A 17,100-nucleotide genomic window follows, 5' to 3' on the forward strand; every position below is an offset into this window, starting at 1 on the left:
GGCTGAACATGATTGGAATAGTAATGTTTTTCGTAGCCTTGTTTGCACTTTTACTTGGCTTCCCGGTTGCGTTCACCTTTGGTGGTATCGCGTTAATCTTTGGTGTTTGGGCTGAAGGCATCGAAATGTTTGCCTTCATGCCATATCGAATTCAATCGATCATGGAAAATACGGTGCTGATGGCCGTTCCATTGTTCGTTTTCATGGGGCTTGTTCTACAAAAGACCAAGCTTGCTGAGCAGTTACTTGAGTCAATGGGGCGATTGTTTGGTGGTGTTCGAGGTGGTATTGCTATCTCGACCGTGCTGGTGGGCTCGCTGCTTGCCGCATCAACGGGTGTAGTCGGTGCTTCAGTAGTTGCTATGGGACTTATCTCTCTGCCCGTTATGCTCAAGTACAACTACGACAAAGGCTTAGCCTGCGGCACCATCTGTGCGTCTGGTACGTTAGGGCAAATCATTCCGCCATCCATCGTCTTGATTTTATTGGGTGATGTATTGGGTGTACCTGTTGGGGACTTGTTCCAAGCGGCAATTTGGCCGGGTGTGATGCTAGTGGGTGCTTACATTGTCTATATCTTGATATACGCAAAGCTCAACCCTGAATCTGCTCAACCTATTGAACGTGATGACTCTATTAGCCGCAAGCAAGAAGTGTTTAATGCGCTTAAAGCGATTCTTCCCCCATTAGCGCTGATCATTGTTGTACTGGGTTCTATCTTTGCGGGTGTGGCAACGCCAACTGAATCGGCAGCGTTAGGTGGTGCTGGTGCATTGGTTCTTGCACTGTTATACGGTCAGTTTAGTTGGTCGATGGTGTTTGCTGCGTCGAAAGAGACAGTTAAAGTGACCGCGATGGTCTTTGCCATCTTGCTTGGTGCGACGGCATTCTCGATGGCGTTTACTTATACTGGCGGTGATTATCTGGTTGAAGAGTGGATGTTGCAGTTGCCAGGTGAGAAATGGGGCTTCTTGATCATTACTATGTTGGTGATTCTGATTCTTGGTTTCTTCATCGACTTTGTTGAAATTTGTTTCATCATCGTTCCGATCATTGCGCCTGTTGCTGAACTGATGGGCATCAACATGACTTGGTTCGCTATCCTTATCGCGATGAACCTACAAACCTCATTCTTAACGCCGCCGTTTGGCTTCAGCCTGTTCTATCTAAAAGGAGTGGCACCGAAAGGGGTAACAACTAAAGACATCTATCGTGGTGTGATGCCGTTCATTCTGATTCAAATCCTCGTACTTGGATCACTTCTCGCTTTCCCTTCTTTCTATGGAATGTGAGTGAAGCCAAGAATGTGAATGATATGTTTCAACGGTTAACGATAAATTGCTAAAATAAAACGGCTTATTGATGTTCAATAGGCCGTTTTTTGTGAGGAAAAGGAATGCCTCTAAAAGCCAAGCTGATTTTGCTGACGCTGCTCCCGTTGTTGCTAGTAACGGCGAGTATTAGCTGGATCTCGTTACACCAAACCAAGACGTTGGGTGCGAAAGAGGTTGAGATCTTCAGAGACAGCTTAATCAAGTCGCGTGAAAATGCCCTCAAAGACACTGTCGATCTCGCGTTCGACGCCATTGAACACATCTATAACGATCCTGATATCCAAGAGATTCAGGCCAAAAAAGAAGTTCGAACCATATTGTCTAAACTTAGATATGGTTCAGATGGTTATTTCTTCGCATATGATCGACACGGAACCAACTTGGTTCATCCTATCCAACCCGAATTGATTGGGCAAAACCTACTTCATCTGCAAGATGAAGATGGTGACTTTCTGATAGAAGCGCTGCTTAGAGAGGCACAAACTGGAGGAGGGTTTCACCAATATTTGTGGCAGAAGCCGTCAACCGGAGAGGTGGTCTCTAAGCTGAGCTACGCCGCTTGGTTAGAGCGTTGGGATTGGATGATTGGTACGGGTTTGTATATTGAAGACGTGCACCAAGAAGTGGCCTCGATGCAGGCTGCGATCAACAAAAATATTGAAACCACGTTCTTTTCGATTGTTGTGATTCTTAGCGTGACGGTGGCGGTTATCATCGTACTTACTTTGGCCATTAACATGCATGAACATCGAATCGCGGATAACAATTTAAAAGAGCTCGCCCATAAAACGGTGATGTTTCAAGAGGACGAGAAGAAGCATTTAGCACGTGAGTTACATGATGGTATTAATCAATTATTAGTATCGAGTCGTTGTCACTTAGAACTACTCGGCAATAAGCTACAAAGTGAAGACCTCAAAGCGCATTTGAATAAGTCGCAGCATTCATTGATGCGAGCGATCGAAGAGGTGAGGCACATCTCGCATCAACTCCGCCCAAGTTCTTTGGATGATATCGGCTTAGAAGCGGCGTTGTCTTCGTTGTTATTAGATTTTCAGGCGCATTCGGGTATTGAGGTCGAAACTTTGTTTAGTACTCAGCCTGGGAAATTGAAATCAGAGGCAGCGACGACCTTGTATAGAGTCGTACAAGAGTCCCTGAATAACATAGAGAAACACGCACAAGCGACCAAAGTAACGGTTATCGCGCAGCAAATTGGCAACGTATTACAGCTTCTAATCCAAGACAACGGTGTCGGTTTCAATACCTATAAAGCGATGGAAAAACGAGGGATCGGTCTGCGTAACATGAGAGAGCGAGTGGAATTCATTGGTGGTGATTTTGAGCTGATGAGTGAGATTGGCCTTGGAACGGAAATTACAGTGTTACTGACACTAGAGGGATTAATGAATGAGTGAAGTTATTCGAGTTGTGATCGCTGACGATCACCAAGTGGTATTGGATGGCTTTATGGCGAGATTGGAACTCGAGCCAGATATTAGCGTGATAGGTACTGCCAGTAATGGATTAGAGGCGGTAGAGGTCGTGAAATCTTTGCGTCCTGATGTGGTGTTGATGGACATTAGCATGCCTATCATGAACGGCATTGACGCGACTCATCTGATTAAAGAAGAAGACCCTGAAGCGAAGGTGTTGATGCTGACCATGCATAACAACCGTGAATACATCATGAAGGTGATGCAGTCGGGCGCCGTCGGCTATATGTTGAAAGAGATTTCGGCTGAAAAAATGGTACAGGCGATTAAAACGGTCAATCAAGGCTCGACTTATTTCTGTGAAAAAGTGACGCAGAATTTGTTTACTCAGCCGATTACTCCCACGCAATCTGTAAAAAATCCATTGAGCAGACGTGAAGAAGCCGTGTTGAAATTGGTGGCGAAAGGGGAGAGCAGTAAAGAGGTGGCGAAGGCGCTGAATATCAGTTATCGAACCGTCGAAACTCATAGACAAAACATTAAGCATAAGCTGGATATTCACTCTACGGCAGAGCTAGCTAAATATGCTGTTAATTCTGGGCTTGTAGAGTGATTTTACGCTAAATTACATTAAATGTGTAATTTAATTACTAAACTTGCAATTTGCGCCTGATTTTTGGCGGTTTTTTTAGTATTTTTGCGACAGGTTGATATCCTCCTTTTCGAAATTTAAGCGCCGAATGTAATGTTGCAAACTGTGCGCTACAGATTAGAGAGGAAACATGGAGCCTGTAAAAGATAGGTATAGTATTGAAAATACCGATTATACAGTAGGACAAGATAACGTTCAGAAATGGGGGTTTGATGTTCATAACCCAGTATTTGGGATCAGTGCAGGAGCGATCATTGTCTTCTTGCTTGCACTTCTAGTCGCAGACCCAGAAACCGCAAAAGCGGCACTGGATGGAATCAAATGGAAAGTCATCGGTAACTTCGATGGTTTCTTCATGTGGGCAGCCAACATCTTCGTAATTTTCTGTTTTGCCCTCATTGTCTCCCCGTATGGCAAGATACGTATTGGTGGCAATGATGCCAAAGCAGAGCACTCAAACCTATCTTGGATGTCGATGTTATTCGCCGCAGGAATGGGTATTGGCTTGATGTTCTGGGGTGTGGCTGAACCCGTCGCTTACTTTACTGGTTGGTATGAAACACCGCTCGGTGTTGAAGCTTATTCTCCTGAAGCGGCTAAGTTGGCATTAGGTGCAACCATCTACAACTGGGGTCTTCACGGTTGGTCTATTTACGCTGTTGTTGCTCTAGCCCTCGCTTTCTTCACATTCAATAAAGGCTTACCGCTTTCAATTCGCTCAATCTTTTACCCATTACTCGGCGATAGAACTTGGGGTTGGTTTGGTCATGTTGTTGATATCGTTGCGGTATTGGCAACATTATTTGGCCTTGCAACATCACTGGGCCTAGGCGCACAACAAGCGACAAGTGGTATTAACCATGTGTTTGGTACTGATGGTGGTATTGGGATGCAGCTGGTTGTTATCGCAGTGGTTACTTTCTTAGCAACAATGTCAGTAATTCGCGGCATTAACGGTGGCGTAAAGGTTCTGAGTAACATCAATATGTTGGTTGCTTTGGCTTTGCTTATCTTTGTGACGATCGCTGGTGGCATGGCGGGTATTAAAGCTATTCCAACGGCACTAATGGGCTACATTGAAAACTTTATTCCTCTAAGTAATCCTCATGGTCGTGACGATGAAACTTGGATGCAAGGCTGGACGGTATTCTACTGGGCATGGTGGATGTCATGGTCACCATTCGTAGGCATGTTCATCGCTCGTATCTCTAAAGGTCGTACAATTCGTGAATTTATCGTCGCTGTATTGTTCATCCCAACGTCAGTAATCATCATCTGGATGGCTATTTTCGGTGGTATCGCGATTGATCAAGTGGCGAACAAGGTGGGTGAGATTGGCGTTAATGGCCTGCAAGATATTACGCTTTCTCTATTCCACACTTATGATGCGCTACCAATGAGTTCAGTGCTTTCTGTGGTATCGATTGGTTTGATTATGGTGTTCTTCATTACCTCGTCAGATTCAGGCTCGTTAGTTATCGATAGTATTACCTCTGGTGGTAAAGTCGATGCACCGGTGCCACAGCGTGTATTTTGGGCGTTGATGGGCGGTGCGATTGCAGCGGTTCTATTGTGGGTTGGCGGTACGGAATCCATTCAAGCACTGCAAGCTGGAACGGTATCAATGGCGCTACCATTTGCGTTCATATTATTGCTTATGTGCCTAAGCTTATTGCTAGGTTTGCGAACAGAAAATCAATTGGTTAAGCAGCAAAATGCTTTGAGTTAAAAGTATTATTGAAATAACGGCCGACTTGTTCGGCCTTTTTTTCGCCAGTAACTTGGGTAATTACGTAAATATTGGATGAAAACCAATCGAACCGATTCTGGTTTACTGAAAACAATAAGTTAACCTGCTAAACTTCAGACATCCAAGTATTTGAATTATTGTGACAACAGCTTGTATTACTTGGATCGTGTGTTCGAATTTGTGATTCAGTCACAAGTAAGTAAGGGATATTTGGTCAACAGACCCTATTAATATTCCGTAGAGAGGGATAATGACTAAAGGTATAGATAAATACAGTATCGACAGTACGGATTACACTGTCGGTCAAGATAACGTCCAAAAATGGGGTTTTGATGTTCATAACCCAGTATTTGGTATCAGTGCAGGACTTATTGCTTTGTTCCTGATCGGTATTCTTATCACAGATACTGCATCAGCAAAGGCGGCACTCGATGGCGTGAAAGGCCAAATCATCAATTCATTTGATTGGTTGTTCATCTGGTCAGGTAACATTTTTGTTATTTTCTGCTTAGGTTTGATTGTTTCTCCGTATGGTAAAATCCGCCTTGGTGGTGTTGATGCAACTGCGGATTACTCATTCATGTCTTGGCTATCCATGTTGTTCGCAGCAGGTATGGGTATCGGCCTAATGTTCTGGAGTGTGGCGGAACCCGCTGCTTACTTCACGGGTTGGTTTGAAACCCCGTTAGGTGTTGAACCAAACACACCAGAAGCTGCTAAGTTGGCGTTAGGTGCAACCATGTATCACTGGGGCCTACACCCTTGGGCGATTTATGGCGTAGTAGCACTGTCACTTGCGTTTTTCTCTTACAACAAGGGATTGCCTCTTTCTATTCGTTCTATTTTCTACCCAATCTTGGGTGATAGAGCGTGGGGTTGGGCTGGTCACATTGTTGATATTCTGGCGGTTCTTGCAACGCTGTTTGGTTTGGCGACGTCGCTGGGCTTAGGTGCACAACAGGCAGCAAGTGGTATTCAACATGTCTTCGGAATCGAGGCTGGCTTAGGGTTACAAGTTGTTGTTATTACCGTAGTAACGTTATTAGCGGTCGTGTCAGTGCTTCGCGGTATTGATGGCGGTGTTAAAGTTATCAGTAACATCAACATGTTGGTTGCTTTTCTACTGCTCATCTTAGTGGCTCTAATCGGCTATGCGGTGAGTTTAGGTTCTATCCCAACCACCTTTATGGCATACGTTGAAAACATCATTCCTTTGAGTAACCCTCATGGTCGTGAAGATGAAGCGTGGATGCACGGCTGGACGGTATTCTACTGGGCTTGGTGGATTTCATGGTCACCATTCGTAGGTATGTTCATCGCACGTGTCTCTAAAGGCCGTACTGTTCGTGAGTTCATCACAGCTGTTCTGATTGTTCCAACGACTGTTACTATCATTTGGATGTCAGTATTTGGTGGCATGGCGATTGATCAAATCGTAAACAACGTTGGTATTCTTGGTCAAGATGGTCTTACAGACGTATCACTAGCAATGTTCCAAATGTTTGATGCACTGCCGTTTGGTACTCTGCTATCAATCATCGCAGTGATATTGGTTCTCGTGTTCTTCATTACGTCATCTGACTCAGGTTCATTGGTAATCGATAGCATTACCGCGGGTGGTAAAGTTGATACTCCTGTTCCTCAACGTGTTTTCTGGGCTTTCCTTGAAGGCGCGATTGCTGTAGCTCTATTGTGGGTCGGCGGTACTGAAGCAGTACAGGCTCTGCAAGCGGGCGCAATATCGACGGCATTGCCATTCACCATCATTCTATTATTGATGTGTGTGAGTTTGTTAATGGGTATGCGTACAGAAAAGCGCTAAGACCTATGGCTTAATCAGCCGTGTTTTATATGCGGTTGGACGATAAATAATACGAAGGCAGGCGAGGAAACTCTCCTGCCTTTTTTGTGTCTATTTTTCTGTGTGAATGGTTATTTTTATAGTGTGACGATCTGTATATTTCGGTTGAATTACACTCAAAATAGCGCCTTTAATTTGGCGAAAAGCCAAGTAATTGGCATTATCTAAGTCAATGGTTTGCCTAATATTATATTCCGCTATTAAATTATAAAATTGCTCGAATTTAATACTCATATTGGGTAGTATGCGCGGGATTTCCCACCACTCGTGAAGCTTAGAATGAAACTAACACTTAAACAGAAGTTGATAGGTGCAAGCTTATCTGCTGTTGTCGTAATGGCAACGGCGTTGACTTGGTTATCAGCAAACCAATTATTTGAACAGACTCGTAATGGCGTATACCTACGAGCTGAGAGCGTATCTGAAGCAGCATCTGAAGGTATTAAAAACTGGATTGATATCCGCACCGATATCGCATCAGCATTTAATGATTTTTCACGAGAAAGTGATGTTGTTCCTTTTCTTAAGCAAGCTCGTGTAGCGGGTGGCTTTGACGATATCTTTTTAGGTACTCCAGAAGGCGGAATGTACCGTTCACATCCTGAACGTAATCGTGCAGATTACGATCCTCGTCAACGTCCTTGGTATCAAGAAGCAAACGCTGCAGGTAAGCAAATCATCACCACTGCTTACCAAGATGCAATCACCAAAGCACTTCTTGTAACGATTGCTGAACCTGTTCGCCACAACGGCAAGCTTGTTGGCGTTGTTGGTGCTGACGTACTTATCGACCAGCTGGTTAATGATGTAATCAGCCTTGATGTTGGTGACAACGCTTACGCAATGCTGATTGATGCCTCTGACGGTACATTCTTAGCGCACCCAGATTCAGCACTAAGCCTGAAGCCGGTAAGCCAGCTTTCAAATGACATCTCTATGCCAATTATCGAGAACGCAGTGCGCACGAGTAGCATCGAGATCATCAAAGAACGCGGTGCTGAGAAGCTGCTTTACTTCACGAAGGTGCCTAATACTAACTGGATCTTCGCGGTTCAGATGGACAAAGCAACAGAAGAAGCGAACCACTCAACACTTCTTACTCAATTGATCACAACGGCTGTCATTATTACGCTGATCGTAATCGTATTAGTGTCTTGGTTAGTAAGTTTCCTATTCCGCGACCTAAACCGCGTTTCAGCTGCACTTGAAGAAATTGCTTCAGGTGAGGGCGACCTAACCCAACGTCTTGAGCCTAAGAGCGACGACGAAATTGGTAAGCTTGCTGAAAACTTCAACCGTTTTGTGGGCAACATGCACACCATGGTGATCAAGCTAAGCGAAGTATCTGCTGCGCTGGGTAACCAAGCTCGTCAAACGGCTTCTCAAGCTGAAGAACGTAGTGCTCGCATCCAGATGCAACAAGACGAAATCAACATGGTCGCAACAGCCGTTAACGAAATGGCTGCAGCAACACAAGAGATCGCGGGTAACGCAGACCACACTGCACAAAATTCATCTGAAGCGGTTGGCGCATGTGAGCACGGTACTGGTCAAGTGACACAGACTCAAAGTTCTATCCAAAACCTTGCTCAAGAAGTTCAAATCGCAACGAACGTTATCCTAGAGCTTGAAGAACACGGCAACAGCATCAACGCTATCTTGTCTAACATTCAAGGTATTGCAGAACAAACGAACCTACTTGCACTTAACGCCGCGATTGAAGCTGCACGTGCCGGTGAACAAGGTCGTGGTTTCGCGGTTGTCGCTGATGAAGTTCGAGTTCTAAGCCAACGCACACATGGTTCAACACAAGAAATTCAGCAAACTATCGAATTGCTTCAAGGTACAACAGGTAAAGCGGTTAGCATCATGAATGACAGCCGTACGCTTGCTGAAACCAGTGTTGATGACGCTAACTCAGCGGCTGCAAGCCTAACGCAAATCCATTCTGCTGTTGAACGTATCAGTGACATGGCGACTCAAATTGCTTCTGCTGCAGAAGAGCAAGCGTCAGTAACGTCTGAGATTACTCGTAACACTGAAGGAATCCGTGACGTATCTAACGAGCTAGCAGACGAAGCACACCAAGCTGCAGAGCAAGCTTCTCAATTATCTGAACTGTCTCACGAACTAGAAAGCGAAATCAGCCGCTTCAAGCTTTAAGCGCTAACAGATAATTTAAAAGCCGAATGTGATTATCACATTCGGCTTTTTTGTGCCTGCTATTTAGAGTTATGAACTCCAACTAGTTGTTCGGGTAGCCTGGGAATTTAGCTTTAAGGGCTGCACGAGTAGGGAAGTACTGCTCCATAACTTTAACCATCGCAGAGGTGCTAGCTTGTCGTTGTTAAGTTGTTTTGGAAGTTACATCAAGGTCAGTATCTATTGGAAGTGACGGGTTAAACTTGATTGAAGAAGGGTGTAGTTCGGGAGAATTAAAGACACAAAAAAAGCCCGAGTATAAATTCGGGCTTTGAATGGTTTTCTTTATAGCTTAAGTAGAACCTATGAAGGCGCTAGATTGCCTGACGAAGTTGGAAGTAACGTCCTGCTTCGTTTAACAGCTTCTCATGAGAACCGTGCTCAACAATCTCACCTTGTTCAATCAGAACGATAGAATCCATTGACTCTAGACCAATCAAGCGGTGAGTGATGAAGATAACCGTTTTGCCTTCGAAGTGCTTTTCGAACAGTGTCATGATGCTTTGCTCGGTTTGCTTATCTAAGCCTTCTGTTGGCTCATCTAGAAGCAGGATAGGGGCATCATGAAGAATGGCACGTGCGATGCCAATACGGCGCTTCTCACCACCAGACAGTTGACGACCACCGTCACCTAACCAGCTATCAAGTGCGTTATTCTCAAGCAGCTTTTCTAGGCCAACATCTTTTAAGATGTTCGCTAAGTGATCATCGGTCGCTTCTGGCTTTGCAATCAACAAGTTGTCACGCAAAGTACCATTTAGAATGTCGACACGTTGGCTTACTACACTGATTGATTCACGAAGCTGTGATTCGTTCCACTGCGTCAGTTCAATACCCGCGATTGAGATGTAACCCTTCTTAGGATCCCAGTAGCGAGTCAGAAGCTGAATCAGAGTCGATTTGCCTGAACCCGTTTGACCAACAATCGCAACCTTGTGTGTTGCAGGGATCGTTAGGTCAACAGCGTTCAGAACACTGCGCTCAGAATCAGGGTAGTTGAACGTCACGTTTGAGAACGTAATATCAAGCGGCTTGTTGATGTCAAGTTTCTCTTCAGCAAACTGAACTTCAGGCTCCGACAAAATAACTTCGTTCAAGCGACGTGCTGAAGACAGAGTCTGACCTAAATGCTGGAACGCACCTGCAATTGGCATTAATAGCTCAAAGCTTGCCATGGTTGCGAATGCCATTAGCGCGATGAACGGGTCGGGTGCATTACCACCCACACCGTCTGCGGCAAGCCAAAGCATAAGAACCAATGTCAAACCGTTGAACAGCATTAGCGCAGCTGAAGCCATACCGGTTAGGTTGGCATTCACAAACTGATTAGCCATCAACTTCTGTTGCGTATCTAGAATCGCATTACGGTAACGCTCTTCTGCACCGAATAGAGTCAGTTCGCTGTAGCCTTCGATCCAATCTAGCGTAGTTACACGAAGATCAGCTTTGTTTTGCGTCAGTTCACCACCGTTACGCTTGCCCAGTTTGTAGAACAAGATTGGCCAAACCAACAGCATGATCAGAAGGATAGAGCCCAAGATCAAACCAAGGGTAGTATCGAACCACATCAAGAACAGAGTTAGGAAGAAAATCCCGAACACACCAACCGTCACAGGGTTTACTAAACGCAAGTAGACGTGATCCATGGCATCGACATCGGCAACCAAACGGTTCAGTAGGTCAGCATCACGAAGGTTTGAAATACGACCTGGGATCAGCGGAGCCAGCTTCTTGAAGAAGAAGATACGTAGATCGGTTAATAGTTTAAATGTTGCATTGTGGCTGACAACACGTTCCCCCCAACGACCCGCAGTACGGCTCATTGCCAAACCACGTACACCGCCACCCGGCAGCATGTAGTTGAAGGTTTCACGCGCAATCGTAAGGCCTGCAACTGCAGAAGCTGAAATGAACCAGCCTGATAGCGTTAACAAACCGATAGAAGCCGACAGAGTCGCAAAAGCCAATAGCATGCCTAGCGATAGGCCAAACCAATGCTTTTTATAGAGTTTCAGGTAAGGCAGTAAATCACGCATCTAAATTACCCTTATTGTCTTGTTGAGCTAAGTTCGCGTTCAGCATCTCTTCAAACAAACCACCCGCAGTCGAAAGCTGGGAGTAATGACCTTGTTCAACCAGACCACCATCGCGCATAACCAGAATATTATCGACTGATCTAAGAGGAGCGAGTTGGTGCGTCACAAGTAGGGCAGTGCGGCTTTCAATATTGCTATTGATGCCTTTCATCACTAACTGTTCGCTGCGAGTATCTAAGCTGGCAGTTGGTTCATCGAGCAACCAGAACTGACCGTCTTGAATCATTGCGCGAGCCAAAGCTAAACGCTGAGATTGACCAACAGACAGGCCGCCAGAGCGATCAGAAATCATGTAATCCAAGCCGTGCTCATTAACAAATTCGCTAGCAAATGATTGCTTAAGTGCATTCTCGACAACTTGGTCAGCGATATCATGCTTACCAAGAGTGACGTTGTCACGGATACTGCCGTGCAGTAGCAATGGATTCTGTCCAACCCAACTAATGGTTTTACGCCAAGAGGCTAAGTCGAGGTCACGTAATTCAATACCATTGATTTTCAAGCTTCCTTCATAAGGCATGAAACCAAGGATGGCATTGATCAAACTTGTTTTACCCGCACCGCTTGGGCCAACTAACGCAGTCGATTGGCGAGTGTTCAATGCGAACGAGATAGGACCAACTAATTGAACGCCTTCAGGGCTTAACACTTTTAGGTCGTTAGCTTCAATATTGATGCCTTGAGCCGAATCGAGCTGAGTGTCGCCTGATTTAACCTTAGTGATGTCGGTTTCTAAGAACTCGACAATACTTTCGGCTGCGCCAACCGCTTGTTGCTTCGCGTGGTAGAAAGTACCTAAGTCACGTAGAGGTTGGTAAAACTCTGGCGCCAAGATAAGGATAAACAAACCTGCGAATAGCGTAATGCCTGCGCCATAGTGGCCGAAATCTAATTCACCAATATAAGTAAAGCCGAAGTAAACCGCAGTCATCGCAATAGAAATCGACGTGAAGAACTCAAGTACAGCGGAAGACAAGAAAGCGATTTTCAATACATCCATGGTGCGTGTTCTGAACACCTCAGAAGCACCTTTAAGTACTTCTGTTTCAGCGTTGGTGCGATCAAATAGACGGATAGTCGTCATTGACTGCAAACGGTCATAAAAGTGACCAGATAGACGCTGGAGAGCTTTGAAGTTTTTGCGGTTGGCGTCAGCGGCTTTCATTCCAACTAGTGCCATGAATAACGGTACCAGAGGAGCGGTCACTAAGAAGATAAGACCCGCCGCCCAGTTAACCGGGAACACCACGACTAAAATAATGAATGGAATCATTACCGACAAAGACATTTGAGGCAGGTAACGAGAGAAGAAATCTTGCATGTCTTCTACTTGTTCTAGCAACAGCGTTGCCCACGTACCCGCTGGCTTACCTTTGATATAGGCAGGGCCTAGCTCGCGTAATTTGTCTAAGATGAGTTGCCTAATGTAGACACGGATTTGTTCACCACAGCGATAACCTGCGATTTCACGTCCCCATGTACACCCAGCACGGCCAACGACCGATAGTGCCAAGCCTGCGAAATGACCAACCAGTTCAGATTTATCGACGTTCTCGATGATCAGCTGGTGAAGAATAGAGGCGAGGAGCGCTGCTTGAGCAATTAAGAACACGCTTGAAAGTACGCCAAGGCCAATCGCAATCATAAGCCAGCGTTTCGCTAACTTACTTTGCTGTTTAAGCCACTTGTTCAAGCTGCGTTGTTTTTTCTTATCCATTATGAAGGCTTAATGATAATTATTATTTGTTGAGGGCGGGTAGTATACAAAAGAAAGCCCAGTGGATATACCGCTGGGCTCTAAGGATTTACAACAAATTGTGATGACGCCCTGCATCTATCAATGTTAGGGCAGGGGTTGCTAGCGTTAAAGCGACGACAATTAAATCTGCAATCTCAGATTTACTTATCGTTGAGGCCATCTAGGAAGCGTTCAGCATCCAGTGCAGCCATACAACCTGTACCAGCAGAAGTGATTGCTTGGCGGTAGTTGTGGTCCATTACATCACCTGCAGCGAACACGCCTGGGATGCTGGTTTGCGTAGCGTTACCTTCAAGACCTGACTGAACGATGATGTAGTCATCTTTCATGTCGACTTGGCCTTTGAAGATTTCAGTGTTTGGTTGGTGACCGATAGCAATGAATGCGCCCATTACTTCGATGTCTTCTGTTTTATCAGACTGAGTATCTTTAATACGAACGCCCGTTACACCCATGTCGTCGCCTAGAACTTCGTCTAGCGTGCGATCAGTGTGGAGAACAATGTTGCCGTTCTCTACTTTGTCCATTAAACGCTTCACTAGGATCTTTTCAGCGCGGAATGTGTCACGGCGGTGAACTAGGTGAACTTCAGACGCGATGTTAGACAGGTAAAGTGCTTCTTCAACAGCCGTGTTACCACCACCCACAACCGCCACTTTTTGGTTACGGTAGAAGAAACCATCACATGTAGCACAAGCAGAAACGCCACGGCCTTTGAATGCTTCTTCAGAATCTAAACCTAAGTACTTAGCCGATGCGCCCGTTGAGATGATCAATGCATCACACGTGTACTCTCCAGAATCGCCTTTAAGACGGAAAGGGCGGTTTGAAAGGTCTACTTCGTTAATGTGGTCGAACAGGATCTCTGTTTCAAAGCGCTCTGCGTGCTCTTTCATGCGATCCATTAGAGCTGGACCCGTTAAACCTTCAGGATCACCCGGCCAGTTTTCTACTTCTGTTGTGGTTGTAAGCTGACCACCTTGCTGCATACCTGTAACAAGTACTGGGTTTAGGTTTGCACGAGCAGCGTAAACTGCAGCTGTATAGCCAGCAGGGCCAGAACCAAGAATCAATAAATTACAGTGCTTTACGTCGCTCATGAGGACTCCGAAATTGAAATTGTTTTTATTTATAATCGCTTAGGATTGTATGGAAAATATGGAGGCAATAAAAGGTTAAACAAGGGCTGAAGTGTAATTAATCGTTATAGTTTAGAACTTAATGGAGACAAACGTTTTCGTGGCTGGAAGAACAGTGAAAACACGTAGAAGCTTATGGGGTGTTGGAGCGAGGGGTTATGGCTGCGTTCAGCAAACCAAATTAGGTCTCATACCATTAAACCTACTTCCCATTGGTTTGAAGAAGCTCGTAAGTTTTGTTGTGTGCGAGAGTTGTTCAGGTTCTTAAACTCACAATTGGACAGAAATCGTTTAGAGTTGTTAAGTAAATTAGCAAAAAATGAGTAATTTCAAGTATGAACAGTTGCTTAGTTTGGCGTACACCATTGATGGTACAGATCATTAAGGTTCAATCTATGCAAGGAGACTAATAAACTTCGGTTTAATAGTTGAGTCATATAAGAAAGTAGCTAATCTGATTCGCTACAACCCGCCATGAATATGTCATGGCGGGTTTTATGTATTATGAAGTTTTTGATATCAACTTTTGTTGTTGATGGCTTTGCATTGGGATGTAATTTATTTGAAGCGCAGAACAAACAGCTTTCCTATTACGTTCTGAATCCTCAAACATGTATAGATAGTCAGCAATTAGATCCCTTAATATATTGCCTGATACGGTATTGATTTTAAAATCTTTGCTCATTTTCTTTATTTTATCTATGGAACCTAAATTACCCAAGTCTAATTGAACTGAAAGTTCAATTAATCTGATAGCATTAGATTTGTCTTTACTACTGTAAGCCTTTTCTATAAGAGGGATAAGATCTCGACTTCCAATCGCAGAAGATATTTTTTTTATTATTGAATATGATATACCCCTAACCATGTTGAATAAAAGCTGTCTGACTATTAAATCAATATCATCTTTAGACTTATCTGGTACTTCAAACTCTTCTTGAATCCTTTTCTTGAGCATATCTATAAGTGTTTCATGATCTTCACGCATTATCTTTAGAATTGCTTCTAGTGCTCGTAATGGTGCTTCTATAGCTTCTGTTATAAGGTTTACTTTTGGTTCGGTTTTTAGAGATTCATGATAGTTTCTGGTAAGTTGCCCAATTAAATCAACTGATTTGAAAGTGAGGTTAAAATCACGCAATAGGTTGTTTAATGATGAATCTGGTTTATGACTATCTTCCTCATGAACGCTATCGTCAAACTCTGCCTCATGATTGTGTTGAATATCTTCATATTCTTCTTGTTCTTTGGCAGCCTTAATCCTATTTTCTTGAACATTACCTTCAACAAAAACAAATTCTTCTAAGTTTAATTTATCAATTATGTTGTTAATAAAGAGTACATCTTCGTCTAGTCGAGATGTATTGCAATCGGATAGTATAGTCTTTGAGTAACAAACTATACCATTAAGTATACTATTATCCTTTGAGTGATGAGTTAAAAACATTAATGTATTCATGTTTTTTCTTTTATCTAAACCTGATATAAGGTTTGAAACAATGTTTTGAATTCCATCATCCGATAGGTTGTCAGATAAGTATTTAGATAAGAAGTAATAATATACATAGGGATATCTAAATGAATAGTAATCGTTATTTTCTTTGATTATTTTAGCAGAAATAAGTTGATTTAGTCTACTGTCACAATCTATCTTTAGCGTATACTCTTCATTGATCTTAGAGTTAAATTCCCATAGTTCGTCTCTTGATAGCTCCTTATGTTCTGAGTTATAGAAAAAATAAGCCATCTCTGTAATATAGGTAAATATTCCATCTAGCTTATCTTTTTTTACACCAGCAAGACCTAAACTACATGTAATTAAGTAGTGATAATAATGACCATAAGAACTAGTATTTAATTCTGCGGTTATGCTGGTATCCATAGACTGCAACATTGTCAATAGAAAAAAAGGAGTTGAAGGTATATAGTTTTTTCCTATTACACGACTGATTTCTTTATTAGCATAATCTGTTCTAACTATTAATTCTTGTGTTGACTCTCTACACTCATTTTTTAAGTTGTTCCACTTAGTTATCAGTTCCCAACGTGAAGCATGGCCTAGCTTCAGTATCTCTAGTTTGGTAAATGAATCATTTAATATGCCATCGCCTTTTATCTTGTCGTGATTTAATGTGTATGAGTCAGAAACAGTCAATATTAACTTAGTGAAATATTTTTTTAGGGTTTGAATTAGCTTTGATAATGAATTTTCGTCCCCCCTTACTAAATTAAAGTTGTCTATGAAAATATATCTATCTTGATTAGTTGATAATAGTCTATCGAAGTTAAAATCTTCGTATTGTTTTTTTATATGTTCTTCTATTTTATTATCTTTGAATCTATCTGCTCTCTTTATTTCTGAACCATCTAAGAATACAGCAAACTTACCATCACTTAATGTATCAAGGCAAAGCTTCTTTAAAAGCGAGGTTTTACCTGTGCTTTCTTCTCCTGATAGAGCAATATTATCGTCGGGATACCTAGAAAAAACATCTCTAGAGCTTTCTCGTCTAATAGTTGTAGTTGAATTTGAGTCAATGTTTTTAACATTCTGGTATATGAAAATATCATGGATGTTAAGTTCGTCTTTTTCAGGATGAGAGAAGCCTGTACCGACATCAACTAACATCTCATAGTAACTATCCTTTACTTTAAACCCATTAAAGTACAAAGAGCTAGAATCTATTATATCACTTCTTCTTTTCTTCTCTAAACTAGTGAAATGACTGCCTTCCCAAATGTGCTTTTCTATTAAAATATCTTCATTTTCTATGGAGAAACTAATAAATCCGTTGTCGTCTACGTGAGTGTCATGAAATGAACAAGTTTCAACGATTAATGTTTTGTTATGGCGTTGTTGCCTAAATCAGT

The 17,100-nt window shown here is 43.1% G+C and carries 10 protein-coding genes; 6 read left to right on the forward strand and 4 right to left on the reverse strand.

Features of this window, described 5'->3' with window-relative positions; all coding sequences use genetic code 11:
* The first annotated feature begins 8 nt into the window (after nt 1-8).
* The 6 genes from BCU75_RS01645 to BCU75_RS01670 all read left to right on the forward strand — a co-directional run bounded on the left by BCU75_RS01645 (nt 9) and on the right by BCU75_RS01670 (nt 9,196).
* Complete coding sequence (locus tag BCU75_RS01645) at nt 9-1,292, forward strand: TRAP transporter large permease (RefSeq protein WP_017078694.1); 1,284 nt, start codon at nt 9-11, stop codon at nt 1,290-1,292.
* A 104-nt stretch (nt 1,293-1,396) separates the two neighbouring features.
* Nucleotides 1,397-2,752: a cache domain-containing protein gene (locus BCU75_RS01650; RefSeq protein WP_102472762.1), complete on the forward strand. Its 1,356-nt coding sequence runs from the start codon at nt 1,397-1,399 to the stop codon at nt 2,750-2,752.
* Complete coding sequence (locus BCU75_RS01655; protein ID WP_017072956.1) at nt 2,745-3,383, forward strand: response regulator transcription factor; 639 nt, start codon at nt 2,745-2,747, stop codon at nt 3,381-3,383. Before BCU75_RS01650 ends, BCU75_RS01655 begins: the two co-directional genes overlap by 8 nt.
* 169 nt (nt 3,384-3,552) lie before the next feature.
* Nucleotides 3,553-5,151, forward strand: coding sequence for a BCCT family transporter (locus BCU75_RS01660; RefSeq protein WP_102472763.1), 1,599 nt, complete (start codon nt 3,553-3,555; stop codon nt 5,149-5,151).
* 271 nt (nt 5,152-5,422) lie between these two features.
* Nucleotides 5,423-6,994: a BCCT family transporter gene (locus BCU75_RS01665; RefSeq protein WP_102472764.1), complete on the forward strand. Its 1,572-nt coding sequence runs from the start codon at nt 5,423-5,425 to the stop codon at nt 6,992-6,994.
* A 318-nt stretch (nt 6,995-7,312) separates the two neighbouring features.
* Nucleotides 7,313-9,196 carry a methyl-accepting chemotaxis protein gene (locus BCU75_RS01670; RefSeq protein WP_102472765.1) on the forward strand — a complete coding sequence of 628 codons (1,884 nt, stop codon included), beginning with the start codon at nt 7,313-7,315 and terminating at the stop codon, nt 9,194-9,196.
* 353 nt (nt 9,197-9,549) lie between these two features.
* On the opposite strand, the gene cydC is transcribed toward BCU75_RS01670, so the two are convergent.
* The 4 genes from cydC to BCU75_RS01690 all read right to left on the reverse strand — a co-directional run bounded on the left by cydC (nt 9,550) and on the right by BCU75_RS01690 (nt 16,858).
* Nucleotides 9,550-11,271 carry a heme ABC transporter ATP-binding protein/permease CydC gene (cydC, locus tag BCU75_RS01675; RefSeq protein ID WP_102472766.1) on the reverse strand — a complete coding sequence of 574 codons (1,722 nt, stop codon included), beginning with the start codon at nt 11,269-11,271 and terminating at the stop codon, nt 9,550-9,552.
* A complete protein-coding gene (gene cydD, locus BCU75_RS01680) occupies nt 11,264-13,048 on the reverse strand; it encodes a heme ABC transporter permease/ATP-binding protein CydD (RefSeq protein ID WP_102472767.1) in 1,785 nt (594 codons plus the stop codon). Before cydD ends, cydC begins: the two co-directional genes overlap by 8 nt.
* Before the next feature lie 182 nt (nt 13,049-13,230).
* The gene (gene trxB, locus BCU75_RS01685; RefSeq protein WP_012603688.1) at nt 13,231-14,190 is read right to left on the reverse strand and encodes a thioredoxin-disulfide reductase; all 960 of its coding nucleotides are present in this window, start codon (nt 14,188-14,190) and stop codon (nt 13,231-13,233) included.
* A 541-nt stretch (nt 14,191-14,731) separates the two neighbouring features.
* Nucleotides 14,732-16,858 carry an NACHT domain-containing protein gene (locus tag BCU75_RS01690; RefSeq protein ID WP_241905338.1) on the reverse strand — a complete coding sequence of 709 codons (2,127 nt, stop codon included), beginning with the start codon at nt 16,856-16,858 and terminating at the stop codon, nt 14,732-14,734.
* Nucleotides 16,859-17,100 lie beyond the last annotated feature (242 nt).

Source organism: Vibrio splendidus, assembly GCF_002873455.1.
Classification (GTDB): domain Bacteria; phylum Pseudomonadota; class Gammaproteobacteria; order Enterobacterales; family Vibrionaceae; genus Vibrio; species Vibrio splendidus_J.